The following is a 26,683-nucleotide window of genomic DNA, read 5'->3' on the forward strand; positions in this document are numbered from 1 at the left end:
TCGGATTAGGAGAAAACTGAATGAAAAAGATCGTATTGTCGGGCCTCTCGCTCGCTCTGCTCGGCGCCGCCGGCGTTGCCCACGCACAAAGCTCGGTCACGTTGTATGGCCTGATCGACACCGGCCTGACCTACACCAGCAACTCCGGTGGCAGCAGCAACTTCCAGCAGGCCAGCGGCATTCTCAACGGCAACCGTTGGGGCCTGCGTGGTTCGGAAGACCTGGGCAACGGCCTGAAGGCGATTTTTGTGCTCGAAAACGGCTTCAATCTCTCGACCGGCAAGCTGGGCCAGAACAGCCGCGAATTCGGCCGTCAGGCGTATGTCGGCCTGTCGAGCAACCAGTACGGCGCGGTCACGCTCGGCCGTCAGTACGACAGTCTCGTCGACAATCTCGCGCCGCTGGCGTTGAACGGCACGCAATACGGCGGCACGCTCGCCTCGCATCCGTACGACAACGACAACCTGAACAACTCGGTGCGTATCAACAACGCGGTCAAGTTCCAGAGCGTCAATTACGGCGGCTTCAAGTTCGGCGCGCTGTACGGCTTTTCGAATGCAGCGGGCAGCTTCGCGGATAGCCGCGCCTACAGCCTGGGTGCGTCGTACACGTTCGGCGGCCTGAACTTCGCGGCGGGCTACCTGCAACTGAACGGCGGCGGCTCGACCACCAACACGAGCGGCGCGGTCGCAACCGGCGACTCCACCTTCAACGCGGGCCGTCAGCGCACGTATGGCGCGGGCGTCAACTACGCGTTCGGCCCGGCAACCGTCGGCCTCGTGTTCACGCAAACCCAGCTGAACAACGCTACGTCGATCGGTTCGGGCGCATCGGGCCAGACGAACGGCGTCACGCTGACGGGCGGCAGCGCGCGCTTCACCAACTACGAAGTCAACGCGCGCTACGCGTTGTCGCCGGCGTGGACGGTGTCGGGCGCTTATACGTTCACCGACGCGCGTCTGGACGGCGAGAGCCCGAAGTACCATCAGATCACGCTGCAAACGGACTACGCGTTGTCCAAGCGGACCGACGTCTATGCTGAAGCGGCTTACCAGCACGTCGGCAGCACCGGCAATTCGGGCATTACGGCCGACATCGTCGGCGTGAGCGCCTCGTCGACCGATTCGCAGGTGGTCGGCACCGTGGGTATCCGTCACCGCTTCTGAGTGTAACGACACCACGCGTCGCGCTTTGCCCGTAGCACAGGGAAGCACAGAAAAGCCCGCAATTTGCGGGCTTTTTGTTATTCGTGCAGCCCGCATGCCGTGAGCGCGCTTATTCTGTACCATGCGCAAGAACATGAGCCAGCAATAGAAGCAGCCATAGAGGCAGCAATAAGCGCCAGACGGAATAGCGCGTTATCCATCACACGGGCCGGGACGAGTGCCATGCAGACAGAGCCGTTTCAGATTGCCGTGCCGGACGCCGATATCGACGACCTGCGCCGCCGCCTCAAGCAAACCCGCTGGGCGCCGGCCACACCCGCGCCGGCCTGGGAGCAGGGCATCGACCCGGCATGGTTGCGTGAGCTGGTTGCCTACTGGGCCGATCAGTTCGACTGGCGCGCCGCGGAACGCGGCCTGAACAGCCAGCCTCAATACCTCGCTGAAGTCGACGGACAGCGGGTTCACTTCGTGCATCGGCGCGGCGCCGGGCCCGCGCCTTATCCGCTCGTCGTCACGCATGGCTGGCCGGGTTCGTTCTTCGAGTTCTACGGACTCATCGACCAGCTATGCGATCCCGCCGCGTTCGGCGGCGATCCGGCCGATGCGTTCGACGTGGTGGTGCCGTCGCTGCCCGGTTTCGGTTTGTCGGCCGCGCCCGCGCAAGCCGGCATGTCGGCGTTCCAGGTTGCCGATCGATGGGCGGCGCTGATGCGCGGTCTCGGCTACACGCGTTTCGGCGCGCAAGGCGGCGACCTCGGCGCGGGTGTGTCGGTCGCGCTCGCCGCGCGCCACGCCGATTGCGTCGACGGTATTCATCTCAACTTTCTGCCCAGTTCCTACGAGCCCGCCGAGGGCGCGGCGGTTCGTCCGCTCACGCCGGACGAAGCGCGCTATCTGCAGGAAAAAAACGACTGGGCCGCGCTCGAGGGCGCGTATGCGCACATGCACGCCACCCGGCCGCTGACGCTCGCTGCGTCGCTGAACGATTCGCCCACGGGACTCGCTGCATGGATCGCGGAAAAGTTTCGCGCCTGGAGCGATTGCGGCGGCGACGTGGAAAGCGTGTTTTCGAAAGACGACCTGCTCACCAATATTTCGCTTTACTGGTACACGCAAAGCATCGGCCCCGCGATCCAGATGTACTGGGAAAACCGCCTGCAGCCGATGCGTTTCGCCGAAGGACAACGGGTGCGGCCGCCGGTCGGCTTCGCGCATTTTCCGAAGGAGATCAATCATCCGCCGCGCTCCTGGCTGGAGCGCACTTTCGATGTCACGCAGTGGACCGACATGCCGCGTGGCGGACACTTCGCCGCGATGGAGCAGCCGCAATTGCTGGCCGCCGAGATACGCCGCTTTTTCCGTCCGCTGCGGCATTGAAGCCAGCCGGCCGCGCCTCGCGGCAAAGATCAAATATCGTCAGGCGGGAACCTGACGAGCATGCCGCCGCGTATCATCGGCGCTCGATTTCGGGGAAGGGCGTTGGCGCATTGCGCGCCGGACGCAGGCCTTCCAGGAGAGTCTAAAAATAATGCATAACATCAAGGCCCCTACGCGGCGCGTCGTGTATCTCACGCGCGATCCTTTGCCTGAAGTGCTGGCCGCATTTCAGGCAGCAGACTGGACCATCGACGTGGTTGGGTCGATTCGCGACCTGCGTCAAACGCTCCAGAGCGGTGCGCCGGCCGGCGGACTGATCGATCTGTCGAGCGTGTTTGAGACGCGCGAAGTGGCGGCGCTCGAAGCCTGTCTCGCGCTGCCCAACATCGGCTGGGTGGCGATGGCGGCCGCGTCCGAACTCGACAATCCCGCGATACGCCGGCTCGTGCGCGATTACTGCTTCGACTACGTCACGCTGCCCGCGCCGTACGCACGCATCGTCGATACGGTTGGGCACGCCTGCGGGATGATCTCGCTCGGCGTGCCGGAACAGCCGGATACGTCGGCGGCCGAGGGCAGCATGATCGGCGCATCCGACGCCATGCTCGCGCTGTTCCGCTCGATACGCAAAATTGCCGTGACCGACGCGCCCGTGTTCATCTCGGGCGAATCCGGCACGGGCAAGGAACTGACCGCCGCGGCGATTCATGCGGGCTCGCCGCGTCGCAACGCGCCGTTCGTCGCCATCAACTGCGGGGCGATTCCGCCGCATCTGCTGCAGTCCGAGTTGTTCGGCTACGAGCGCGGCGCGTTCACCGGGGCGAATCAGCGCCGCATCGGACGCGTGGAAGCGGCCAACGGCGGCACGCTGTTTCTCGACGAAATCGGCGATCTGCCGCTCGAAAGCCAGGCGAGCCTGCTGCGTTTCCTGCAGCAGAGCACGATCGACCGGCTCGGCGGCAACGGCTCGATCGACGTCGACGTGCGGATCATTTCGGCGACGCACGTGGATATCGACGCCGCCATCGACGACGGCCGCTTCCGCTCCGACCTGTATCACCGGCTGTGCGTGCTGCGGATCGACGAGCCGCCGTTGCGCGCGCGCGGCAAGGACATCGAACTGCTCGCGCTGTACACGCTGGAGCGCTATCGCAAGGACGCGAGCCGCCGCCTGTACGGTTTTTCGCCCGAAGCGATCGCCGCGCTCCATCAGTACGACTGGCCCGGCAACGTGCGGGAACTGATCAACCGCGTTCGCCGCGCGATGGTGATGTCCGAGGGGCGCACCATTTCGGCGGACGATCTCGAACTGTCGAATTACGCCGCGTCGAATCCCCTCACGCTCGCTCAGGCGCGTGAAACCGCGGAACGGCAGGCCATCGAGCTTGCACTGCTGCGGCATCGCGGGCGTCCCGGCGACGCCGCGCGCGAACTCGGCGTCTCGCGGACCACGCTGTACCGTCTGCTCAGCGCGCATGGCGTGCGTGCCGGCAACGACGGCGAAGCCGAACTGTGAGAAGCGCGCGCGTGGCGGCGCGCGGCAAGGTAAGTTCTGCTGTGGCCTGCCGGAGTCATGTTGGCGGCCGCGTAACTTCGACCGGCCGAAAGCGCATCGTCGGCGTACGCGTAGCGTCTCGCTTAGTTTTGGCGGAAAGGCAATGCTAAGACGTGAAACGATAGCGCATACCTGATGCCTGCGCCCCGGTTCGTCCGACGCCATCGCCGCAGATCAGCATTCCCGGTTCGGGAGAGACGCCATCGTGCGCGAACCGCGGCACAGCTTGTACCACGCAAGAACATGTAGATCCGTCCCCAGAGGTCACGGCAGCGCCAGCTAAGAGCGAACCGTCTCCGACGACTGCTGAGGAGCAACGTGAATCTTTTTCCTTGCACGCTGGTTTATGTCGACGTCGATGCGAGCCCGGGTGACAACTCGACCAATCGCGACCCGCTGTCGTACGTCGATCAGGCGATCTGTCTGAACAACAGTTTGCGCCGTGTGGAAATGCCGGCGCTCACCATCATGACCAATGCGCCCGCGCTGGTCGCCGAGCGGCTTGCCGCGCTCGCGCCGGAGAAGCGGCCCGCGCTGATGACCTTGACCGCAACCATCGAGTTGCCCAAGGACACGCCGTTCTATGCCGCGCATTTCAAGCTGGCGCTGATGGACCAGCTGGCCGCGGCGTTGCCCGCCGACACGATGCTGTTGCTGCTCGACGCCGATATGGTGGCGCTGCTGCCGCTCGCACGCGACCTGCTGGAGCGATGCGCGCAGGCCGGTTTCGGGGCCTTCGACATCTCCGATCAGGTGTTTCCCGCGTACGGCAGCGAGCGCGTGGTGGGCGACCTCGAAATCGTCGCTGGACGCACGCTGAGAAATCCGCGCTGGTATGGCGGCGAGTTTCTGCTCGCCACGCCCGCCGCCTTGCGACGGCTGGTGCCGCGCGCGCGCGAGTTCTACGCGCGCTACGTGCGCGAAAGCCAGCGCCTGCGTCATCACGGCGACGAAGCGTTCATCTCTGCCGCGCTGAACGTCCTGGTGGACGAGGGCCAGACGCTGATCGAAGTGGGCGCCTATCAGGCCGTGGGGCGGCATTGGCCCGGCAATAATTATCGCGACGTGCGCTGGTTCCGCTGCTGCTCGTTCGTGCATCTGCCAGGCGGTAAAGCCTTGCTGGAAAAAGAAGCGCGCTTTCCCGAGTTCGTCCCCGAACGTTTCTGGCGACGGATGCGCGTGGCGCATTGGCGTGGCCGCGTGCGTCACGCGCTCAAGCGCATCGCACGCTGGCTGAGCGTCGAGCGACTCGCGACATGGTCGGTTTGCGCGATGCGCGGCGTGAAGAGCTGAGCGCGGTCTACGTGGCGACTCTGGCTCGCGCCCGCTTTGCTACATCTTCACGTCGATGCGTCCATACACGCCGTTCTGTTCCGCGTTGGGGCCGGCCGCGAAAAATAGCGTGTTGACCGGCTGATTGCTCAGCCCGTTGCCGAACGCGATGCCCCATAGTCCGCGTTGCACGAAGGTCTTGCCGTTCGACAGATTCACCGCGCCCATGAACTGACCGCTCGACGGATCGAACGCGTTGATCGTGCCGTCGCCGAAATTGCCGATGAGTACGTCGCCGCTGAAACGGCCAAAATTGGCCGGCGCCTGCGCAATTCCCCACGGTGCATTCAACGGACCCGCCGAGGCGAAGTGCTGCAACAGGTTGCCGCTCGTGTCGAAGACGTCCACGAAACCGAGACCCGCGCCGTCGATGTTGTCGTGCGCGGCGCTATCTTGTTGCGCGTAGGTCACGAAGAGCTTCGAGCCGATGGCCTGAATGCCGAACGGTGCGAATCCGGCCGGCAGCGATGGATCCTGAAACTTGCCGGGCAGCGAAACCTTGGCAAAATTCCGGTCGAACACGTCGATCCGGTTGTTGTGGAAATCGGTCGCGTACAGAAAGTTCGCCGTGCCGTTGCTGGCGAGCGCGAGCCCTTTGTACACGGCGCCGCTCGCGCCGTTATCGGCCATGATGACGGCGGTGGTGGGCAGCACGGTCGGCGCCCACGCGGTGATGGCGCCGCCTTCGCCCGCGAAGATGAACGCCGCCACGCCCGATTTTCCACCCTGTGTGACCGTAAAATCCGTGCTGCCGTTGAACACGATTCCCGTGGGATTATCGGCGCCGCCATTTCCATTCGGTATGCTTACTATCAAGGACTGCGGAACGCCGTTGCCGTCGTAAAGCGTCGCGACCGAAGTCGCATTGTCCGCTACCCAGACGAAGCCTTTAGGATTGAATGCGACGCCCCAGGCGTTTTTCAGGTTGGCGTCGGTATGCGCCGCGGGGACGGAGCCATCCGAGACCAGCATGGTAGAAGTGAAGGACTGCGCGTTGAGCGTGTCAGAACTGCCGCCGCACGCGGCAAGCGTCGTCAGCGCCGCTCCGCACGCGAGGGCGCTCAATACCTTAAGCATGGAATTCATGGCCGCACTCCTTTGTCTGACCGTGGGTCGTTGCGATACTTGAACGTGCGGCCGGGCGGCTTTATTCCCTCGCGGCAAAACAAATTTCTGTCACACACAGGGAGGACACTCGATGGCAATCCCGAATCACGACCATGCGCACGATCCCGCGCACGGCGATGCTCACCGCGACACACGCCGCCGCTTTCTGCGGGCGGCCGGTGTCACGCTCGCGCTGCCGTTCGGCGTTGCTCATGCGCAGACGCGCACCGCCAGCGCCGCCAGCGAGGCCGCGCCGTTGCCGCGCATGTCGCAACGCGTCATTCCATCCACGGGCGAACGTCTGCCCGTGATCGGCTGCGGCACCTGGCGCACATTCGATGTCGGCACCGATGCCGCCGCCCAGGCGCAACTCGCCGACGTGCTGCGCATTCTGTTCGGCGCGGGCGGCTCGGCGATCGACTCGTCGCCGATGTATGGGTCGTCGGAAGAGGTGGCCGGTACGCTGCTCACGCGGCTCGATGCGCACAGCAAGGCCTTCGTCGCGACCAAGGTGTGGACCGAAGGAAAAGAAGCCGGCATCGCGCAGATGGAAGAATCCCTGCGACGTTTCCAGCAGCCTCGCATCGATCTGATGCAAGTCCACAATCTGCTCGACTGGCGTACGCAGTTATCGACATTGCGCGACTGGAAAGCACGCGGCCGGATCCGCTATATCGGCATCACGCACTACACGTCGAGTGCATTCGGCGAAGTCGAGGCCGTGATGCGCAGTCAGAAACCCGACTTCGTGCAGATCAATTACGCCGCCGACGACCGCGCCGCCGGTCAGCGCATCCTGCCGCTCGCGGCCGACCTCGGTATCGGCGTCGTCATCAATCAGCCGTTCGGCGGCGGTGGGCTGCTCGCGCGGGTCGCGAAAACGCCGTTGCCCGGTTGGGCCGAGGAAATCGGCTGTACGAGCTGGGCGCAAATTCTTCTGAAGTTCGTGCTCGCGCAAGCGGCCGTGACCGTGGTCATTCCGGGCACGGGTCGTCCGCAATACATGGCGGACAATGTGCGGGCCGGTTCGGGTGCGCTGCCGGACCGGGCGATGTGCGAGCGGATCGTTGCCGCGGTAGCCGGCTAGACCTCAAGGTCTGGTTTGGCCTGGGCCGCGAAAGAAACCTGAATCGAAGCGTGGCAAAACACCTGGCAAAACAACCTGGAACAAACCGGGAATAAAACTTCTGCCACGCCAGTCATCCCTGCTAACCGCTACCACGCCAGCGGCAAACTTAAGCCGGGAGACCAGCCATGTCGTCAAAAGATTCGTTCAACGCCTCGCGCCGCGGCGCGCTCAAGTGTCTCGCATTCGGCGGGACAGGCACGCTCTTCATGCTCGCGGGCGGCATTCTCACGCCCATGGATCTCGCCTTCGCGGCCGAGACGAAGCCCATGACGGGCACGCCACTGTTCCTGCAGATCAGCGATTCGCACATCGGCTTCAACAAGGAAGCCAATCCCGATGTGGCAGGCACGCTCAAACAGACGATTGAATACGTCAACGCGATGCCGGTCAAACCCGCGCTCACGCTGCATACGGGGGATATCACGCATCTCTCGAAGGCATCGGAGTTCGACCTCGCGGCGCAGTTGCTCGGCGGCCTGAACATCACGGAACTTCATACGGTTCCGGGCGAGCACGACGTGACCGACGGGCCCGGCACGGAGTACTTCAAACGCTTCGGGCAAGCCTCGGACAACAAGGGCTATTACAGCTTCGATCACAACGGCGTGCATTTCGTCGCGCTGGTCAACGTGATGCATTTCAAGCCCAACGGCCTCGGCGGCCTGGGTGACGAACAACTCGCCTGGCTCGAAAACGATCTGAAAGGCCGCTCGTCGAGCACGCCGATCGTGGTGTTCGCCCATATGCCGATGTGGACGATCTACGAGCCGTGGGGTTGGGGCACCGGCGACGCCGGACAGGCCATGAGCTATCTGAAGCGCTTTGGGTCGGTGACGGTGTTGAACGGGCACATTCACCAGATCGTCTCGAAGGTGGAAGGCAATATCACCTTCCACACCGCGCGCTCGACTGCCTATCCCCAACCGACTGCCGGCAACGGCCCTGGCCCCGGTCCGCTGACCGTGGCAAGCGACGAACTGCCAAAGATGCTCGGTGTGACAAGTATCCGCATCGCAAGCCATCCGCTCAAGGCGACGCTGGCCGACACCACGCTCGTCTAAGCGCTCGACACTTCACGTTTTCAGATCATCGTCACTGGCAGGAGATTAGTCATGCAAAATAATTCCCTTCAAGACACTGTTCGGCGCGCGCTTCGATTCGTGCTGACAGGTTCGGTTTTCGTTGCGGCTTCAACCGGTTTTTCCATGGCGCACGCCGAATCGCCCAATGCGGTCACGATCAAGAATTTCATGTTCATGCCGATGGCTATGACCATCAAGGCGGGCTCGACCGTCACGTGGAAGAACCTGGACGGCGAACCGCATACCGTGGTGAACGACGCAGGCATTTTTCATTCGACGGCACTGGACCAGAACGATACGTACGAGTACAAATTCGACAAGCCGGGCGTCTATAAAGTCTTTTGCGGCATTCACCCGAATATGAAGGAAACGATTACTGTGCAGTAGCTAGAACGGTAAGCAAAATACTTGGTGAAAGCGGCTGCGTCTGCGGTCGCTTCGATTGACCGTTTCAAACCGGCAGTAAAACGTCTTGTGCCATCCGGGCGCGTTTGTTGCGCGTCCGGATGCGCGTCGTCGCGTTGTATCGTCTGAAAAAAGCCCGAGCCGGGCCGTCTTGTCTAAGCATTGTTTAAAGCATGCAGCGGCGAGTTGTGGGCCGGCTCCCGGCGAGTTACATTCTCTCAACGTTCTCGCATTTAAGCGGAATTCGTCCGACAAAAAGTCTGCCGGCATGGCGGATGTGAGGATTCCGGAGGGTATTTCGATGGCCAGCGAACCCGATTTTCCCAGTAAGCCTTCAGACCGCCCGGAGCCCGAACGCGTGCCCGGTGCGCAAAACGATGCCGCGTTCGCGTCGCGGCGTTTCGGACGGCTGGCGCTGTGCTTCGCCGCCACGGGCGCACTGGCGTTCGGCGTGATCGGCACGGTCGCTTATGGCGTCTGGTTCAATCACGATCAGCGCGCTTACGCCGAAGCGATGTCCAATGCGCGTCTCGCGCTCGCCGCCACGCCACCGGTTGCGTCCAGCGGTCAGACTACATTGGCTTTCACGCGCCCGGCGCCCGCGGCTTCTGCGAATTACGCGATGGTGCCGACGTCCACCGGCAAACCCGTTGCGGCCGGCGTCGACGCATCCACGTCGACGGATAACGAGCGCGGACAACCCCACGCCTCGTGGACCGGCGAAGTCACCCGTTCCGCGGCGTCTCACGCGCAAACAACCGACGCCGCGCCAGCCAGTAATGTGGACCACGACGCGGACCGCGCGAATCAGCCGCTCCGCCGCGCCAACCGCTCTGCCGATTCCACCACGCAGCAGGCGCAGGGCGGGCGCAATCGCCAGGACGCGCGGCTCGGCGCGCAGAATTCCCGGGCGCAGACCGCCACGCAGCGCCGTAAAGGCAGTTTGTTCGCGCGCGTAGGGTCGTTCTTCCGCCGCGCAAATTACCGGCAGCATGGCAACGAAAGCCAGCAAGATATCTACTCCCACTCCTGAGCCACGGGCCGCGCGCGCCGTCCGGGCGCGCCACCTCGCGACGCGGCTGAGGCCGGGTCCCACTGCGCTCGCCGGCGCCTCGCTGTTGTGCCTCGTCATCGGTCTGCTGTACGTGGCCTTGCAGATCAGAACGATCTTCTCCGATCAGATCAAGCAGGAATACGCGGGCCTTGTGCTCGAAGCGGCCGACCGCGCGCAAAGCGCCCATGAACTCGCTGGCATCTGGCAACGTTTGCCGCACGAGAACGCGGCGATTGCCGACGGCTATCGGCAGTCGCGCGTCGAACTGGCGAATCGCATCAAGTCGCTGGCGGCGATCATCGGCGCAAGTCCGTTTGGCGCGCCGCCGGTTGCACCGCGCGTACTCGGTGCCGAGGCCGATCTCACGGAGACCGGCGCCGCGCTCGGCGCGATCACTGCTTACTGGCGAGCGCGGCGCGATGCCGATAACGCCGACGCACGGCAGCGCATCGCGCATGTCGCCGATACGCTGATCGCGCTCGCGGCGCTGGTGTTCTGCACGCTCTTCATGGCGCTGGCGATGTACGCGCGCCGCACCCGTCTGCTCAAAGGACAGTCGAGCGAATTCGAATACGCGTCGCTGCACGATCCGATGACGGGTTTGCCGAACCGCCGCATGCTGCTCGCCGCGCTGGAAGAAGCCGCGCTGCGGCGGTCGGCCAGCGCGACGATACGCAAGATCGCCGTGCTCTATATCGATCTGGATGGATTCAAGCAGGTGAACGACACGCTCGGGCATCGTTTCGGCGACGAGTTTCTGATTGGCGTCTCGCGGTGCTTCCGCGAATCCGTGCGCAAGAGCGACGTGGTGGCGCGTATCGGCGGCGACGAATTCGCCGTGCTGGTACGCGAGTTTTCGACGCAGGAGGAACTTGCCGAGATTGCGCAACGGTTGATCGAGTGCGTGGTGCGCACCGACGAACAGATGCAGATCCAGACCGTGCGCGCCAGTGTCGGCATCGCGAGTTTCCCCGATCTCGTCGAGGATTACCAACGGCTGGTGGCCGCGGCCGACGACGCGATGTACCACGTCAAGCGCAACGGCAAGAACGGTTATGCGTTCGTCACGCGCGCGCAGTAAACGGTGCGCTCAGGTGTTTTGCGTAGTCTGTTGCGGGAGCGCGCCGGGCGTCAGTTTCTCGCGCCGTGCGGCGGCTTCGCCGATGATCTCGAGCCGCCGTTCGTCGGCCGCGTTTTTCCACTCGCGAATCTCGTCGCGGGTGCGCAGGCATCCAATGCATAGACCCGTGGTGCCATCGAGTTTGCAAATGTCGATGCAGGGCGATTGAACGGTCATTGATGAGGTGGTCGTGTGGTGGGTGCCTGGCGGCAAGCGCGCGAGTATATCGCAATGCCCGGCGTGAGCAGGGCGGCCGGCGTCGCATGTGCGGCTTCTCACGCGCCCTTTAGTTTCGTGTTAAAAATCCGATGCCTGCGTGCCTGTCTGCTGCGGGGCGATACGAAGCGCGACGCGTGAAGACGTCATCGCGCACGGCACGCGTGATCAGGATGCTCATGATACGGAAGGGTTCGATGTCGGCATATTCGTGGATCAACCTGGCGCGGCGCGGCCGCTTCGGCGCCATTGTCGGCGCCTGGGCCTTCAGCCTCGCTGTGACCGCATGCACCGCCATGCCGCCCACGGCCGGCCAGCCGGTCAGCGCGACTCCGACAGCGCTTCACGGCGATGCGCCCAGCGCCGTGCAGCCGAACGAAGGCCCGCTCGCGGTGCCGCCGAATCTCGTGGCCCTGACGCAACCGGCGGGACAGACGCGTCTGCTCAACGCCGGCGACAAACAGTCGTACTGGCCGCTCTCGCAGTACTTCGAAACGCAGCGCAACCAGGCTTACTGTTCGGTGGCGACGTCCGTGATGGTGCTCAACGCGTTGGGCGTGCGCCGTCCGCCATCCACGCAATATCCGGACTTTCCGTATTACTCGCAGGAAGACTTCTTTCGCGGTGTCGATCCGAAGGTGGCGACGGCCGCGCGGGTGTCGCAGGAAGGCATGACGCTCGACCAGCTGAGCGCGGCGCTGGCGGCGTTTCCCGTTACCGTCACGAAGTACCACGCAGCGGATTTGACGCTCGCCCAGTTTCGCGACCTGATTCGCACGACCACCGCGCAGAGCGATCGCTTTGCGCTGGTCAATTTCCGGCGTGTGGAGATCGGCGAGACGGGCGGCGGCCACTGGTCGCCGCTTGGCGCGTACGACGCCGCGACCGACAGCGCGCTGCTGCTCGACGTGGCGCGCTACAAATATCCCGCCGTGTGGGTGCCGATGGCGCAGCTCTACGCCGGCGCGCTGGCGCCCGACAGCGTCAGCGGTATTTCACGCGGCATCGTGATCGTCGGCAAGGGCACGCCCTGACCGAACGCGTCGATCAGGCGCTGCGCGCCATCTCGGCGCCCGCTGCCGCGAATCCATCCTCGGCGCGAAGCCGGCGCGCCGCAGCACCTGCGGCCGCGCTCGCTGCCGTGCCTTCCGAACGCGCGCGCGCCGCTGTCTTGCGAACGCGGGTGTCGCGCGGAACCGGGCGGGCGTCGACCAGCTCGGCGTATAGCTCCAGATAGTTCGCGGTCGATGCGGCCCAGCCGAAATCGCGGCTCATTGCGTTGCGCTGCAGCGCATGCCATGACGTAGGCTGAACGAAAGCGTCGAGCGCGCGGCCGAGCGCGTAAATCACCGCTTCCGGACGCTCGCCGTCGAACAGGAAGCCGGTCGCGGTGTCGGTGCGACGGCCTTCGTGCGGCGCGTAGTCGATGATGGTGTCGGCGAGACCGCCGACGCGCGAGGCCACCGGAATCGTGCCGTAGCGCATTGCGTAAAGCTGGGTGAGTCCGCACGGCTCGAAGCGGCTGCCGTGCAGCAGGATGTCCGCACCCGCGTGCAGCATGTGCGCGCGTTCTTCGTCATAACCGATCTGCACGCCGACACGGCCTGGCCATTGGGCCGCGAGTTCGCGCAATGCGTCTTCGAGGCCGCGTTCGCCCTGGCCGAGAATCGCGAATTGCAGACGCGGATGGCGGTCGAGCAGTTCCGGCAGCGCGTGAACGACCACGTCCGCGAGTTTCTGCTCGGTCAGGCGGCTGCCGATTGCCACCAGCGGCGCGAACGGGTCGCGCGTGAGGCCGAACGCCTGTTGCAGTTCGCGCTTGCAGGCTTGCTTGCCGGCGGTGTCGTCGACGGAATAGGGACGCGCGATGAGCGGGTCGGTGGCGGGATTCCACGTGGCCGTGTCGATCCCGTTGACGATGCCCGACAGCTTGCCCGCCTGCGCCTGCAGCACGCCTTCCATGCCGTGACCGAACTGCGGCGTGAGAATCTCGCGGGCGTAGCGCCGGCTGACCGTGCTCACGCGATCCGCGTGGACGATGCCCGCCTTCATCATGCTGAGCGAGCCGTAGAACTCGATGCTGCGTTCGTCGGAGAGGGCGGGCGCCAGCAACTCGGGCGGCACGCCGATCCAGCCGCCCATGGCGAGCGGATGATTGCCCTGGAACGCAAGGTTGTGAATCGTGAATACGCTTTTTGCGGCGACACCGGCGAGGCGCAGATACAGCGGCGTGAGCCCTGCATGCCAATCGTGCGCGTGCACGATGTCGGGGCGCTTCACGCCGCGCACGCCACGCGCCACGCGGGCGGCGGCCGCCGCAAGCGAAGCGAAGCGTGTGAGGTTGTCGAGGTAGTCGTGTCCTTGCGGATCGCGATAGAGCCCTTCACGCGCGAACAGGTGATCCATCTGCAGGAGCAGCACCGGAATACCCGTGTCCGGCATCTGCGCGCGCAGCAGTCTGGCGTCGCCGCCCGGCAGGCCCGTCATACGCGCGACGGGCGTTAGCCCCTCGGCGCGTTCGAGCGCGGCGGGATAGGCGGGCATCAGAATCGAGACTTCGACGCCGGCATCGCGCAGGGCGGCGGCGTAGGCGCTGACCATATCGCCGAGGCCCCCGGACTTGGCAAGCGGCAGGGCTTCGGAAGCGACCAGCAGAACATTGAGTGACAAAGCGGCCCCCAGGCGGTGGGTTTTTTGCACTTGCACAGTGCGGTGGGATGGGCTGACGTGGAAGTTCAGCAAGGGGTGTGCCTGAGGGAGCATTTTCGGCGCAGTGCGTTTCGCGCCTTTTGTGGTGCGGCGCAATGCAGGGAAAACGCTTAATGCCGCCGACCGCCGGGAAGCGGATTTTTCATTCGTGTGTAGATTTGACGTTTTCCTCTACCAAGAAAAACGGGATGTTCCGGCGCCGGCTGGCGCGAGGAACATCCCGTTCGGGACGCGTTCTGCATTCCGGCCGCCGGAGCGGCCGGCTGGTCAGTGAACCGGGGCGTGCGTCTGTTCGGCCGGAGCCGGGCGCGTCACGGCGCTGACCGCGACGAACACGATCACGTTCACGGCAAGCGCGAGGAAGCCGATGTTCACGTCCTTGAGCGTGTCGGGCAGGAACGGCATCAGCTGACCGACGCTCGTGTGCATGGTGGTGGTGATCGCCACCACGGCAACACCCGCCACGATGCCGCAAAACGCGCCTTGCTTGGTGGCCCGGTTATGCGGACGCAGGCTGCAGATCACGGCCGGGAACAGTTGCGTGACGAAGCTGTAGCCCATCAGCAGCAGCGCCACGATGGTCTCGCCGCCGTGCAGCGTGAAGCCCACGGCCACCAGCGCCACCACCGGCACGAGAATTCGCGCGAGCACGGTCACGGAAGCGTCGGAGGCATTGCGGTTGATCATGCCGCGATACACGTCGTTGGCGAGCAGGGTGGACGCCGAGGTCAGAATCATCGAGCCCGGCACCAGCGCCGTGAGAATGCCTGCCGCGCCGATCACGCCGACGAACCACGGGTCGAACGTCTGCAGCGAGAGGCGGAACAGCGAGAGGTCGATGTCGCCGCCTTTCAGGCCCGGCACCTTCAGCGTCGCCGCAAAGCCGACGAAAAACACGAACAGCAGGATCAGCTGATAGAGCGGCAGGACCATCGCGTTGCGGCGGAAAATGCGCTCGTCCTTGGCGGTGAAGATCGAACCGAACGTATGCGGCCACATGAAGAAGCCAAGCGCGGTGAGCAGCACGGTCGACTGGAACCAGGTCACGCTCGAACCCTTGGCCGGGAAGGTCAGGAAGCCGGGGCGGGCGGTGTCGATGGCATGGAACATGTCGCTGAAGCCGCCGTAGTAGTGCAACGGCAGGTAGATGCCGAGGAACAGCACGATCGCGAGGATCAGCAGATCCTTCACCACCGAGTTCCACGCCGAGCCGCGCACGCCGGAGACGATCACGTAGGCCGTCACCACCGCCGCGCCGATCCACACGGCCGCCGTCGACGAGATCGCGCCGTACGAAGCCGTCGCCACGATGATGCCGAGCCCCTTGAGTTGCAGCACGAGGTAGGGAATCAGCGCGGCCACGCCGACCAGCGCGACCAGCGTGCCGAGCGCGGGGCTATCGTATTTGCGGGTGAAGAAGTGCGGTTGCGACACCAGCCGGTGGCTCTTCGCGAAGCGCCAGATCGGCGGCAGCATCCAGTACGAGAGAATGTAGGCGAGCGTGCCGTACGCGAGAATGTAGTAGACCGGCGCGCCTTTGCCATATGCGAAGCCGCTGCCGCCGAGGAAGGTGAAGGTCGTATAGATTTCACCGGCCATCAGCAGGAACACGAAGGCGGTGCCGAAACTGCGGCCGCCCACGGTCCATTGTTCGAGACTCATGTCGTGGCCGCGCCGCGCGCGCACCCCGAGGTACAGCGCAAACAGCGTGACCGCGGCAATGATGACCAGTGCGCTCATGAGCGGGCCTCCTCGCCTTCGACGGCGATCTGACGGTTGGACGGGTCAAGACGGTAAACGATCGCCATGATGATCGAACTCAATACCACCCACATGACGATCCAGGCCAGCACGAACGGCATGCCGAGCACGAGCGGCTCGACACGATTGACAAACGGGACACCGAGCAGAATGCCGATGAACGGCAGCACGGCGAGCAAACGAAGCGACATGGGGCAACTCCTCGAACCGGTGAGTACGTCTCGTTGAAAGTGCAGCTTCGACGGGCACTGTATGCCTGATGCTTCGGTCACGTAAAGTAAGTCAAAATTATGTAGGCTTTCCGAAAGTTGCGGACGCATCTTTCCGGCCGCGCTTGCTGCGCCGCAGCGTGCGGCAAGGGCGTTGGAGAAATGCGGGGAGCCTGTGCCGTGCAACGCAGCTTGCCATCTTCATGCGTATGAACGGCGTGCTTTATCGGGGTCCGCGCGCCGCGACGCGATATCATCACACCACGCGAACGGCACCTCCGGCACCTTCCGCACATTCCGCGCACGCTGCGCAAACGCTCACGGATCGCATATGGTCGATAGCCTGATCTCGGACATCCTGTTTGGCTTTACCGGGTTGATCAGCATCATCAATCCAATCGGCATTGCTTTCGTTTTTCTCGACCGGACCGCTTCGCTCACCACCGAGGAGCGCACCGCGCTCGCGCGCAAAATCGCCATCAACGTGATGTGCGTGCTGCTGGTGGCGTTCTTCATCGGCACGCCGATCCTGCATTTCTTCGGCATTTCGATGCAGGCGCTGCGCATCGGCGGCGGGCTCGCCGTGGCGGTGGGCGGCTGGCAGATGCTCAATGCGCCGGACACCCAGCCGGCCGAGCAGCCGGCCGTCAAGCGCGTGGACGCCGACAACGCGATGTCGCGCGCGTTCTTCCCGCTGACCATTCCGCTCACCACCGGGCCCGGTTCCATCGCCACCGCGATTGCGCTGACGGCGAACCGCACGCACAAGCTGTCGGCGTTCGTGCTGTCGAGCATCGCTTCGGTGGTGATTTCGCTGGCGGTGGCCGCCACCGTCTACCTGATCTACAGCCGCGCGGTGATCTTCGCCAAATATCTCGGCGTGGAAGGCACCAAGGTCGCGATGCGCGTATCGTCGTTCCTGTTGCTGTGCATCGGCGTGCAGATCATGCTGACCGGCTTCTCCGAATTTCTGATCCCGATCGCGACCATGCAGCCGGTGGTCAAGTAGGCTGCCGCACCGTGTATCGGGTCCGCGTACGTTCGACTGGAGAGAACCCATGTGCCGCTGGCTCGCGTATACCGGCAATCCGATACAGATGGAAACGGTGCTGTTCAACGCCAAACATTCGCTGATCGACCAGAGCCTGCATTCGCGGCTCGGCCACACCACCACCAACGGCGACGGCTTCGGCATCGGCTGGTACGGTCATCCGACCGACATCCCGTACCGCTATCGCTGCATTCAGCCGGCATGGAGCGACCGCAATCTGCGCGAGGCCGCGCGGGCGATCCGCGCCCCGATGTTCGTCGCGCACATTCGCGCGGCGACCGGCACGCCGTCGCAGGAAACCAACTGCCATCCGTTCCGCTACGGCCGCTGGCTGTTCGCGCACAACGGACTGGTGCGCGACTTCCCGAAAGTGCGCCGCGACCTGATGCTGGCGATCGACCCCGAACTGTTTCCTTCGCTTGAAGGCTCGACCGATTCCGAGGTGCTGTTTTTTCTGGCGCTCACGTTCGGGCTGGAGCTGGCGCCCGTCACCGCGCTCGAACGGATGGTGGCGTTCGTCGAGGAAACCGGGCGGCGCTACGAGATCGCCGATCCGCTGAACATGACCGTCTGCGCCACCGACGGCGAGCAGATCGTCGCGGTGCGGTATTCGAGCGAAGGGCAGTCGCGCTCGCTTTTTCACAGCACCTCGTTCCGGCATCTGCACGAACTGTATCCGGACGATCCGCGCATCGTCGCCGCGGGCGAGAACGCGTTTCTGGTGCTCTCGGAGCCGCTCGCGGATCTGCCGGGCTGGTGGGAAGAGATTCCGGAAAGCACGGTCGTGGTGTCGCGCGACGGCGTGATCGAGCAGTACGCGTTCAGTCCCAAGGCGGCCTGAGTTCGACCCGCCAGGCCGCGTTCAGCGCGCGAGCAGCATCGAACTGAGCACCGAGAACACGGTGGCGGGCAATTCCGCGAGGCGGCTCACCACCACGTTGTGCGGATAGAAGTCTTCCACCGCGTCGGTGAGCACGCCGATGCCCACCAGTTCGATGCCGCGCTTGCCGATTGCCGCGACGCGCTCGCGCAGGTCGCTGCGCAACACCTGCGGGTCGCCGTCGCCGGTGGACGGATAGCCGTCCGAAAACACCATCAGGATGCGCCGTCCGGCGGGATGATCGGCGAGCCGCGTGGCGGCCCACGCCAGCGCTTCGCCGTCGGGGTTCTCGTGGCCGCAGTCGATCTCCGCGATGCCGCTTATGTCCGTCGCGCCGAAGCGCTTGTAGACCTTCAGGTCGAGCCGTTCGACGAAGCGGTTGTAGCGCCGCAAATCGGCGCCCGCCGCGAGTTGCCGCTGATACAACGCTTTCATGGGCGCCGATTCGAGCGAACAGTAGCCGAGCACTTCGCAATCGAAGGAGAGTTGCGTGAGCGCGTCGCATAACGCCGTGGCGCAGAGCCGCGCGAGTTCGATCTTGCGCCCGGCCATCGAACCGCTGCGGTCGATCAGCAGGCTCACGGCCACGTCGCGTCCCTTGGACGGCCGTTGCGTGCGAAACGGCGTGCGATAGCCGGGCGAGGTGGCGAGTTTCGCCAGCGACGCGCGGTCGATTTCGCCGCGCTCCTGTTCGCGACGCCAGCGTGTGCGCTCGTCGGCGCTGAGCGCGCGTTCGAGTTTTTCCTTGAGCGGCGCGGTGTCGGCGCGGGCCTGCGCGCGCAGTTGCCGCCAGCGTTGCGCGTCGCCCTGGCCGGTGAGGTCGGCGATCTGGTCGAATTCGGTGGCGAGCGCAACCGACAGCCGCGCACGCGCGCCCGGTTGCGCCGCGCCTTTGCCGCTTGCCGGACCGTCCTGATCGGCCGCAGACGGCTGCGCGCCCGCCGGCGAGCGGCCCATGCCGACGGCGTCGTCGGATTGCGCGCCACCGTTCTCGCCGGACGGGGGCGCGGCGGCGTCGTCAGCGGAACGTGCATCGGCGTCATCGACGGGTTCGGTCTCAGCGGAAAACGCAGCCAGGTCTGTTTCGATGTCCTCGATCGGGTCGGCGGTGAACATCATGCTGTTCGCTTCGCCCGCCGACAGCGCCCGGATTCGCGCCACCAGCGCCTGCGCCGCCGCGATGCTCTGGGCGGTCGAGGCGCTGGCGCGCGCCTCGCCGAGCAGGTCCTGGGCGGCGTGCAGGGCGGCCAGCAGCGAGTGACTCGCCTCCACGGAGGTCGGCGTCTCGTTCCACAGCGTGCGCTCCACCAGCCACACCAGCCGGTCGCGCCAGTGCAGCTTCGGCCAGCGTTGCAGTGCCTGCGCGGCGGCGTGCTCGCGCAGGCGGGCGACGAACCAGCGCGCGCCCGGATACGCGTCGAGCAGTTGCGTGCACACGCGGCGGTCTTCCACCACCTGTGCGAGCTTCGCCGTGACGTCTGCCGGCAGCGCGTCGAGTTGCGTCAGCGATGAATAGCGTGCCCGCGCCACCAGCAGATCGAGATAGCCGATCAGCACGTCGCGCCCGACCTCGCTCTCGAATTCGCCGCTGTTCAGCGCGTAATCCGGAATCACGATGCGGCCCGGTTCGACGCGCGGCCCGTCCGGACTGAACGCCACTGTCACGCCGTACTGACCGGTGAGCACGCGCGCCACCTTGCTCAAGGTGGATTCGAACGCGAAGCCCCGCGTATCGCGGGCCGGATGCATCGTTCCCATGACGCGCGCGGTCCCGGCTCAGGCAGCCGGCGCGATGTGATGGCGAATGATGCCGCGGATCAGCGCGGCGTCTTCGGGGCTCACCTTCGCGTAGATCGCGGGCGCGGCGGCGCGTTCGGGGTCGCCGGTGCGCAGCATCAGTTCGGCCCAGTCGAGCAGACGGCGCGTCGAAAACGCGCTCGACAGATCCTCGCGCGCGAAGGCCGCGCGGCAGTCGGCGGCGATCGCCGCGAGCGTGGCGGCGAGCGTGCGCGTCATGTGCGGCGCGAGTGTGCGCACCAGCACGTCGGTTTCCTCGGCGGGAGAAAGGTAGTCGAGCAGATAGACGCGCCAGCGGTCGAGAAACGCCTCGTTCATCAGATTGGCGCCCTGATACAGATGACGGAACTGGCCCATCGCGCCGACCGCGTTGGCGGTGGCGAAGAGGCGGAAGGCCGGATGCGGCGCCACGATCTCGTTGCCTTTCTCTTTCAGCACGAGGCGGCCCTGCGGTTCGAGCACGGCGGTGAGCGCGGCGAGTATGGACGGCTCGGCGAAATCGATTTCGTCGACGATCAGCCAGAGCCCTTCGCGCATGGCGCTCGGCAGCACGCCGTCCACCCACAACGTCTCGCCGCCCTTGACCGTCCAGAAACCGACGAAATCGCCGACCGTGGTCTGGCCATTCATATTGGAGCGCAGTACGCCGTGATGCGAGCGCGCCGCGACCTGTTCGATCAGACTCGTCTTGCCGGCGCCGGTGTGGCCGATCAGCATGACGCGCCGGTTCTCCACGATATCCTCGACGATGTCGTTGAAGCGTTCGGAGAACAGATAGGCGGGATTGATGCGCGGCACGAGCGGGTTGTCGACGCCGCACGGCACCTCGACATGGCCGATGCGCACGGTGGGCTGCGCCTGCTGCGCATGCCGGTGCGAAGCCGCCGCCGCGGCCTGCGCTGCGAGCCGCTGCAACTCCGGCATGAACGCGATGCGGGCGGCCGAGGCAAGGTCGTTCGGGGTGTCGCCCGAGTCGATCGCGAAACCTTCGCGGCGCCATTTTTTCAGCTTGGCGCGCAGGTTCTCCGCGTCCACCACCAGATCGATATCCACCGCCGCGCCCCGGCCGTCGCCCATGCCATGTTCGAGCCGATAGGTCTCAGGCCGGTCCGCCACGCTGACGCGCCACCATTCCGCGCCTCGTTCGGTGGCGCGCTGGTAGAGGCCAAGGTTCTCGTCTTCGGTCAGTTCGGGCGTGGTCATGGCAACGGGAAATGTCGATGGGCAAAATACGCGGTGAAGCGGTAGCCGGTTATTCGTGCGCCTGATCGGTTGGTTAAGTTGGCGGCTAACCGGGCGCTTAACCTGCTGCTCGACTGAGCGCGTGAATGAACCGCATCGAAGCAGCGCCCATTCGATCCAACCGCTTCATTCGACGGGTTCGGCCTCGCCAAAGTCCGCATCACGGACTATCTTATCTTGAGTTGCTTTCGTTCTCCTCCAGTGCCGCTTCAGGTGAAGCGTCGTTTCATCCGCTCGATTCGATGTCGAGTACACAGTAAGCAAAAGGTTATTGCGCCGAATGGATAGGTGAGGCCGCCGCGATCCCCTATAGTTCGACACGCTGCGGCTGCTCGTGTCCGCTTGCGCGCGTTGCTTTGCGTCGCGCTTCAGGCCCGGCCCATGACCGCAGCATAAGAATATTCACGGCAAAAGAACAATGAGACTACCTACCAAACTGATTGCAGCGCTGACCATTGCAAGTCCGTTAGCGAGCCCGCTCACCAGTTCGATCGCGTACGGCCAGACCAGCGTGTCGCTGTACGGCCGTCTCGATGCCGGTATCGAATACCTCGATCACATCAATAACGGGGCGGGCGGCACGTCCGGCCGCTGGAGCGCGGAAGGCGGGGACTGGGGCACCAGCATGCTCGGCCTGAAAGGCAATGAGGATCTCGGCGGCGGACTCAAGGCGATTTTCAACCTCGAAACCGGTCTGCAGATCATGAACGGCACCACGAGCGGCGGCCGGCTCTGGTCGCGGCGCGCGTTTGCCGGACTCAAGAGCGATCAGTGGGGTACCTTGCAGGCCGGCCGCAATCTGTTCATCGACAGCGACGGCGTATGGGAATTCGATCCCTTCGTGCAGCAGGCGTTCTCGTCGGCTTCGCTCGTGCGTGGCCGCAACTGGCAGCAGACCAGCAATAACATCGAATATCACAGCCCGACCTTGTGGGGCTTCGACGTCCAGGGCCAGTATGCGTTCGGCAATCAGCCCGGCGCATTCAACAGCGGCGCGAACGGCGAATACGGCCGCTCCGACGGCATCATGCTGACGTACCATTCGACGCTCTTCGACGTGCGCGGCATCTACGACGAACTGCGCGACAGCAACGGACGCCTGAGCAACATCTTCCAGAGTTCGCGCGAGTATTTCCTCGGCGCCAACGTGCATTTCGACGACGTGAAAATCCAGGGTGCCTACACGCATTACGCCGCGCCGGATTCGCCCGTGGGCGTCGCCGACTCGGCCGATCACTACTGGCTCGGCGCAACCTACAACTTCCTGCCGCGCTGGGCGGTGACGGCGGGCGGCTACTACATCAAGGTCGGCGACGGCGGCGGCGATGCCGCCCACGATCCGGCCGGCCACGCCACCATGTACGTGCTCGGCACAACGTACAACCTGTCCAAACGTACCTTCCTGTACGGCACGGTCGGCTACGTGCGCAACAGCGGCAACGCGAACTTCTCGCTGGAAGCGTCGCCGCGCGATGCGACCAGCAACACGAGTCCGCTGGCCGGCGAATCGCAAACCGGCGCGTATTTCGGCATGCTGCATCAGTTCTGATGCGGGTCTGATGCCGGTCTGATCCGGACGTTTGCGCGGGGTGTCAGGCGGCGGTTTTCTCGACCGCCGTATCAGCCCTGACCGACTTGCGCAAACGTACCGGAATCGATTTCGACGCCGGTACGAAACTCGCCTTGGCGTGATGCGCGAGCGGGATCAGCGCATTGCATTCCGGGTAATAGCCCATCATGCAGCCGTGCGGAATGTCGTAGGCGTGGACGCGCATGCCGTCCAGTTCGCGCAGCACGCCGTCGTGCGCGACGGTTGAGATGCAGACGGCGTCGCCTTCCGCGAAACCTAGCCGTTCGAGATCGCCCGCGTTCATCAGCAGGACGTTGCGCGTGCCGTGCACGCCGCGGAAGCGGTCGTCGAGACCGTACACCGTGGTGTTGAACTGGCTGTCGCCGCGCGTGGTCATCAGGCGCAGCACGTCGGCGCCGTGCGCCGGCATATCGGCGTCTTCGTCGAGCGTGTCGGGCACGATGAAATTGGCCTTGCCGCTGTCGGTTTTCCACTCGCGCCGGCATGCCGGTACCGGTCGATGAAAACCGCCGGGTTGCCGCATGCGCGTGTCGAAGTCGCGAAACTGGTCGGGATAGGTGCGCTCAATCGCCGTGCGGATCGCGCCGTAGTCCGCCACCCAGGCATCCCAGTCCACGTTGGGATTGCGCGGCAGCAACGCTTTGGCAAGACCCGCCACGATGGCCGGTTCCGACAGCAACATGTCGCCGGCCGGCTTCGCGAGTCCATGCGAGCCGTGCACGCAGGCGGTGCTGTCTTCCACGCTGACCCATTGTTCACCGCTCGCCTGGCTGTCGATCTCGATACGACCGAGGCAGGGCAGCAGATACGCCACTTCGCCATGCAGCAGATGGCTGCGATTGAGTCGCGTGGCGATCTGCACGGTCAGACGCAGCTTGCGCCAGGCCGGGTCCATCACGTGATGATCGGGAATCGCCACCTGAAAATTGCCGCCGAGTCCGATGAAGGCTTTGACCGTGCCGTCGAGCACGCCCTGACACGCTTCGACTGTGTTGAGTCCTTTATCGCGCGGCGGCTCGAAACCATAGAGTTCTTTCAGCTTGTCGAGCGGCGCGAGTTCCGGTTTTTCCGTGATGCCGACAGTGCGCTGTCCCTGCACGTTCGAGTGTCCGCGTATCGGACAGATACCCGCGCCCGGCCGGCCGATATTGCCGCGCAGAAGCAGCAGATTCGACAGCATCTGCACGTTATGCACGCCGCTGCGGTGCTGCGTGATGCCCATGCCGTACAACACCATGACTGCCCTGGCTTTCGCATACTCGGCGGCGGCCGCTTCGAGCGCGTCGCGGCTGAGTTGCGAGTGAAGCTCGATCTCGTCCCACGTGATGGCCCGCATGGCCGCAGCGAATTGCTCGAAGCCGTGCGTGTGTTCGGCGATGAACGCGGCGTCGAGTATGCGCGCCGTGCCGTTGGCCTGCGCCTCGTCGTCCCACTCGATCAGCCGCTTGCATAGCCCCGCGATGGCCGCCGCGTCGCCGCCGATCTTCACCTGATGGTATTGCGTGCTGATGCGCGTGTCGGCGGGCGTGAGCATGTCGCGCGGCGATTGCGGATTCGCGAAACGCAGGTGGCCGGGTTCCTTTAACGGATTGAAGGTGATGATCTGCGCGCCGCGTTTGCGCGCGTCCTGCAACTGATGCAGCATGCGCGGCGCGTTCGTGCCGGTGTTGTGGCCGAAGAAGAACATGCAGTCGGTGTGCTCGAAGTCGTCGAGTTGCACGGTGCCGACGGGCGCGCCGAGCGTCTGCGGTAGTGCGACCGAGGTGCTTTCGTGGCACATGTTCGAACTGTCGGGCAGATTGTTGGTGCCATACAGACGCGCGAGCAGCGCATACATATACGACGTTTCCAGCGACGCGCGCCCCGACGCATAGAACACCGCTTCGTTGGGCGACATGCCCTGCAATTCCTTCGCGATCTCCTTGAAGGCCTGCTCCCAAGCGGTGGGACGATAGCGGTCGGTGGCGGCGTCCCAGCGCATCGGCGTAGTCAGACGGCCGGTCGATTCGAGTTCGAGTCCGCTCCAGCCGAGCAGTTCGGTGAGCGTGTGAGCGTCGAAGAACTCCGGCTCGGCGCGCTTGCTGGTGATTTCCCACGCGGTGGCTTTCGCGCCGTTTTCGCAGAACTCGAACAGATGCGGATCGGCCGGCTTGGCCCATGAACAGCTCACGCATGCAAAGCCGCCAGGCTTGTTTTGCTGCGACAGAATCCGGCTGCCATTCAGCGCGACGTGTTCGTGATGCAGGATCGCGCCAACCGCCCTGATGGACCCCCAGCCACCGGCGGCATTGCGGTACGCCTTCAGCGGGGCGGTGAGTTCGCTTGCGGTGTTGGCGGGCGTGTCATTGCGCGTGTCGCTACGCACGTCGCGCTCCATGTCGAATTCGGTGCTCATTTGCACTCCTGCGGTTGGGCTGTATTCATCAGCCGATGTCCGGTCCGATGCCTTGCGCCACTGTGCGCAATTACCAGGCCTGTTGGCGCACAGGCATTCGCGGCGATTCCGCGGGTGGCCGCCGACGCGCGCGGCACGGGGATGCCCGCGTGGGAACGGCTATTGCTCGGCATCTTGCATAGGCAATGCTCGAGCATTGAGTCATCACAGGGATAAGGGATATCAAATGGCGCGACACAAGGCCGATGTAGCGGACGACGACTTCGAAATTTTCGCCAGCTATCACGGAACCGGCGATGGCCGATATGTAGGTGGCCTGAAGGTCGTGCGCAAGTGGGATCGCAAGATCCTGTTTCCATTCGACGGCGCGCCGGAAATCGGTCCGTACGCCACCGCCGACGAAGCGCGCCGCGCCGCGATCGACTATGGCCGCGAGATCGTCGCGGCCGATCGAGCGGCGCCGGAGAAATGAATTAGTGCGCGCGGGGTGGGCGGAAAATCGATGACCCAGCCGCCGCTCACCACATCGACATATTCAAGGCATGCCGCCGAGCGACGGCGAGATCGTGCTGCCGCGCGCCGGATCTTCCGGCTGTTCGTCGGGTACGGTGGGTCGCGCGGAGAGAGGCGGGTGATTGCGGTAACAGCTGTCGATCGACGTGTCGACGAGACAGCGCTGGAAAGCGTCGGCGTCGCCCGTGTTGGCGAACTGGTACAGCGTCCGCTCGACCTGCACTTCGGTATCCGATACGCGAATGGTGGTGATCGTCATGATGCTCTCCTTTTTACAAAGTGAATTCGGAGCTTCAGCCGGGCCTCATCCGATATGCGCGCAACCCGCATGCCCAGTGGGCTGCGGTGGTGTTTTGGCACGCTGCGTCGGGAGAGGGCCCGGCTTTTGCTGCTCTTTATGAATTGCCTCACCAGGCCCTCACAGGAGAAGCCTCATGCAAGACGATCGAAGCGACACCCGCGCCGCACCGATGAACCAATCCACGCACGAGTCGATGCACTCAGGCAGCGCGAGCGCTGCCCCCGCAAGTCATGACGAAACGGCCGCCAGTAACGCGAGCGCAAGCGAACCGCGCACGGTTGCCATCGACGATGAAGTGCGAGCGCGCAACAAGCCGAGCGGCACGCATTACGTCGAGCCGAGTCCGCTCGGTATCGAACCCGTGGAGCAGACGGGCGTGGATGTCCAGACGAATCCGCCACGCTCCAGCGAGCGTCCCGCTCAGACTGCCGAGGTGCCGCTCGGCACCGGCGCGCATGCCGAGCCGCCGGGAGGCGGGGGACGCGAGTCGCAGCAGAAGGGCCACGACTGAACACGGCCCTCGCAGGACAACACCGCCGCCACAGCCGTTAAACCGCAAGGTTCACTCGCGGCGCACAGGAGCACGATATGTTCAACGATTCGAAGCATGGCTTCGCGAAAGGCTTCGCAAAAAGCTTTGCTCACCACGGCCCGGACGGTCCCGGTCTGCCGACGAAACACGCCACTTACG

24 protein-coding genes are annotated in these 26,683 nt (G+C 64.6%); 15 read left to right on the forward strand and 9 right to left on the reverse strand.

Annotated elements, in window-relative coordinates; genetic code table 11:
• The first annotated feature begins 20 nt into the window (after positions 1-20).
• From P3T18_RS16340 to P3T18_RS16355, 4 genes are all read left to right on the forward strand, one after another.
• Positions 21-1,166 carry a porin gene (locus P3T18_RS16340; RefSeq protein WP_429300950.1) on the forward strand — a complete coding sequence of 382 codons (1,146 nt, stop codon included), beginning with the start codon at positions 21-23 and terminating at the stop codon, positions 1,164-1,166.
• Between the two features lie 222 nt (positions 1,167-1,388).
• On the forward strand, positions 1,389-2,543 hold the full coding sequence (locus tag P3T18_RS16345; protein ID WP_429300951.1) for an epoxide hydrolase family protein: 1,155 nt from the start codon (positions 1,389-1,391) through the stop codon (positions 2,541-2,543).
• A gap of 151 nt (positions 2,544-2,694) precedes the next feature.
• A complete protein-coding gene (locus tag P3T18_RS16350) occupies positions 2,695-4,059 on the forward strand; it encodes a sigma 54-interacting transcriptional regulator (RefSeq protein WP_429300952.1) in 1,365 nt (454 codons plus the stop codon).
• Between the two features lie 357 nt (positions 4,060-4,416).
• On the forward strand, positions 4,417-5,391 hold the full coding sequence (locus P3T18_RS16355; RefSeq protein ID WP_429300953.1) for a hypothetical protein: 975 nt from the start codon (positions 4,417-4,419) through the stop codon (positions 5,389-5,391).
• A 39-nt stretch (positions 5,392-5,430) separates the two neighbouring features.
• Here P3T18_RS16355 and P3T18_RS16360 read toward each other — a convergent pair whose 3' ends face one another.
• Positions 5,431-6,516, reverse strand: a complete 1,086-nt coding sequence (locus P3T18_RS16360) for a TIGR03118 family protein (RefSeq protein WP_429300954.1) — start codon at positions 6,514-6,516, stop codon at positions 5,431-5,433.
• 286 nt (positions 6,517-6,802) lie between these two features.
• On the opposite strand from P3T18_RS16360, the gene P3T18_RS16365 reads away from it, so the two are divergent.
• From P3T18_RS16365 to P3T18_RS16385, 5 genes are all read left to right on the forward strand, one after another.
• Positions 6,803-7,624, forward strand: coding sequence for an aldo/keto reductase (locus P3T18_RS16365; RefSeq protein ID WP_429301116.1), 822 nt, complete (start codon positions 6,803-6,805; stop codon positions 7,622-7,624).
• 167 nt (positions 7,625-7,791) lie between these two features.
• Complete coding sequence (locus P3T18_RS16370; RefSeq protein ID WP_429300955.1) at positions 7,792-8,727, forward strand: metallophosphoesterase family protein; 936 nt, start codon at positions 7,792-7,794, stop codon at positions 8,725-8,727.
• 51 nt (positions 8,728-8,778) lie between these two features.
• Entirely contained in the window at positions 8,779-9,135 is a 357-nt protein-coding gene (locus tag P3T18_RS16375) for a cupredoxin domain-containing protein (RefSeq protein WP_429300956.1), read from the forward strand.
• A 319-nt stretch (positions 9,136-9,454) separates the two neighbouring features.
• Positions 9,455-10,186, forward strand: a complete 732-nt coding sequence (locus P3T18_RS16380; protein ID WP_429300957.1) for a hypothetical protein — start codon at positions 9,455-9,457, stop codon at positions 10,184-10,186.
• Positions 10,146-11,288 carry a diguanylate cyclase domain-containing protein gene (locus P3T18_RS16385; protein ID WP_429300958.1) on the forward strand — a complete coding sequence of 381 codons (1,143 nt, stop codon included), beginning with the start codon at positions 10,146-10,148 and terminating at the stop codon, positions 11,286-11,288. The genes P3T18_RS16380 and P3T18_RS16385 overlap by 41 nt, the downstream gene beginning before the upstream one ends.
• Positions 11,289-11,297: 9 nt before the next feature.
• Here P3T18_RS16385 and P3T18_RS16390 read toward each other — a convergent pair whose 3' ends face one another.
• A complete protein-coding gene (locus tag P3T18_RS16390) occupies positions 11,298-11,504 on the reverse strand; it encodes a DUF1289 domain-containing protein (protein WP_429300959.1) in 207 nt (68 codons plus the stop codon).
• A 236-nt stretch (positions 11,505-11,740) separates the two neighbouring features.
• Between P3T18_RS16390 and P3T18_RS16395 the strand changes: the two genes are divergently transcribed.
• A complete protein-coding gene (locus tag P3T18_RS16395; protein WP_429300960.1) occupies positions 11,741-12,577 on the forward strand; it encodes a phytochelatin synthase family protein in 837 nt (278 codons plus the stop codon).
• 13 nt (positions 12,578-12,590) lie between these two features.
• On the opposite strand, the gene glgA is transcribed toward P3T18_RS16395, so the two are convergent.
• The 3 genes from glgA to P3T18_RS16410 all read right to left on the reverse strand — a co-directional run bounded on the left by glgA (position 12,591) and on the right by P3T18_RS16410 (position 16,204).
• The gene (glgA, locus tag P3T18_RS16400; protein ID WP_429300961.1) at positions 12,591-14,213 is read right to left on the reverse strand and encodes a glycogen synthase GlgA; all 1,623 of its coding nucleotides are present in this window, start codon (positions 14,211-14,213) and stop codon (positions 12,591-12,593) included.
• Positions 14,214-14,519: 306 nt separating this feature from the next.
• Positions 14,520-15,992, reverse strand: a complete 1,473-nt coding sequence (locus P3T18_RS16405; protein ID WP_429300962.1) for a sodium:solute symporter family protein — start codon at positions 15,990-15,992, stop codon at positions 14,520-14,522.
• Positions 15,989-16,204, reverse strand: coding sequence for a DUF3311 domain-containing protein (locus P3T18_RS16410; RefSeq protein WP_429300963.1), 216 nt, complete (start codon positions 16,202-16,204; stop codon positions 15,989-15,991). Before P3T18_RS16410 ends, P3T18_RS16405 begins: the two co-directional genes overlap by 4 nt.
• Before the next feature lie 349 nt (positions 16,205-16,553).
• Here P3T18_RS16410 and P3T18_RS16415 point away from each other — a divergent pair, with 349 nt between their 5' ends.
• Together P3T18_RS16415 and P3T18_RS16420 are read left to right on the forward strand one after the other, a co-directional pair.
• A complete protein-coding gene (locus P3T18_RS16415; protein WP_429300964.1) occupies positions 16,554-17,231 on the forward strand; it encodes a MarC family protein in 678 nt (225 codons plus the stop codon).
• A 49-nt stretch (positions 17,232-17,280) separates the two neighbouring features.
• Positions 17,281-18,114: a class II glutamine amidotransferase gene (locus P3T18_RS16420; protein WP_429300965.1), complete on the forward strand. Its 834-nt coding sequence runs from the start codon at positions 17,281-17,283 to the stop codon at positions 18,112-18,114.
• Positions 18,115-18,135: 21 nt separating this feature from the next.
• Here the strand turns inward: P3T18_RS16420 and P3T18_RS16425 are convergent, their stop codons facing one another.
• Both P3T18_RS16425 and P3T18_RS16430 read right to left on the reverse strand, forming a co-directional pair.
• Positions 18,136-19,902 (reverse strand): cobaltochelatase CobT-related protein, encoded by a 1,767-nt coding sequence (locus P3T18_RS16425; RefSeq protein WP_429301117.1) that lies wholly within the window; start codon positions 19,900-19,902, stop codon positions 18,136-18,138.
• Between the two features lie 27 nt (positions 19,903-19,929).
• Positions 19,930-21,153 carry an AAA family ATPase gene (locus P3T18_RS16430; protein ID WP_429300966.1) on the reverse strand — a complete coding sequence of 408 codons (1,224 nt, stop codon included), beginning with the start codon at positions 21,151-21,153 and terminating at the stop codon, positions 19,930-19,932.
• A gap of 457 nt (positions 21,154-21,610) precedes the next feature.
• On the opposite strand from P3T18_RS16430, the gene P3T18_RS16435 reads away from it, so the two are divergent.
• Positions 21,611-22,741 (forward strand): porin, encoded by a 1,131-nt coding sequence (locus tag P3T18_RS16435; RefSeq protein WP_429300967.1) that lies wholly within the window; start codon positions 21,611-21,613, stop codon positions 22,739-22,741.
• 43 nt (positions 22,742-22,784) lie between these two features.
• Here P3T18_RS16435 and P3T18_RS16440 read toward each other — a convergent pair whose 3' ends face one another.
• Positions 22,785-25,160 carry an FdhF/YdeP family oxidoreductase gene (locus P3T18_RS16440; RefSeq protein WP_429301118.1) on the reverse strand — a complete coding sequence of 792 codons (2,376 nt, stop codon included), beginning with the start codon at positions 25,158-25,160 and terminating at the stop codon, positions 22,785-22,787.
• A 244-nt stretch (positions 25,161-25,404) separates the two neighbouring features.
• Here P3T18_RS16440 and P3T18_RS16445 point away from each other — a divergent pair, with 244 nt between their 5' ends.
• Complete coding sequence (locus P3T18_RS16445) at positions 25,405-25,650, forward strand: DUF6723 family protein (RefSeq protein ID WP_429300968.1); 246 nt, start codon at positions 25,405-25,407, stop codon at positions 25,648-25,650.
• Between the two features lie 63 nt (positions 25,651-25,713).
• On the opposite strand, the gene P3T18_RS16450 is transcribed toward P3T18_RS16445, so the two are convergent.
• The gene (locus tag P3T18_RS16450) at positions 25,714-25,950 is read right to left on the reverse strand and encodes a hypothetical protein (RefSeq protein ID WP_429300969.1); all 237 of its coding nucleotides are present in this window, start codon (positions 25,948-25,950) and stop codon (positions 25,714-25,716) included.
• A gap of 235 nt (positions 25,951-26,185) precedes the next feature.
• Between P3T18_RS16450 and P3T18_RS16455 the strand changes: the two genes are divergently transcribed.
• Positions 26,186-26,503, forward strand: a complete 318-nt coding sequence (locus tag P3T18_RS16455) for a hypothetical protein (RefSeq protein ID WP_429301119.1) — start codon at positions 26,186-26,188, stop codon at positions 26,501-26,503.
• The last annotated feature ends 180 nt before the right edge of the window (positions 26,504-26,683 follow it).

The sequence above is a fragment of the Paraburkholderia sp. GAS199 genome, assembly GCF_050436585.1.
In the GTDB taxonomy this organism is placed as follows: domain Bacteria; phylum Pseudomonadota; class Gammaproteobacteria; order Burkholderiales; family Burkholderiaceae; genus Paraburkholderia.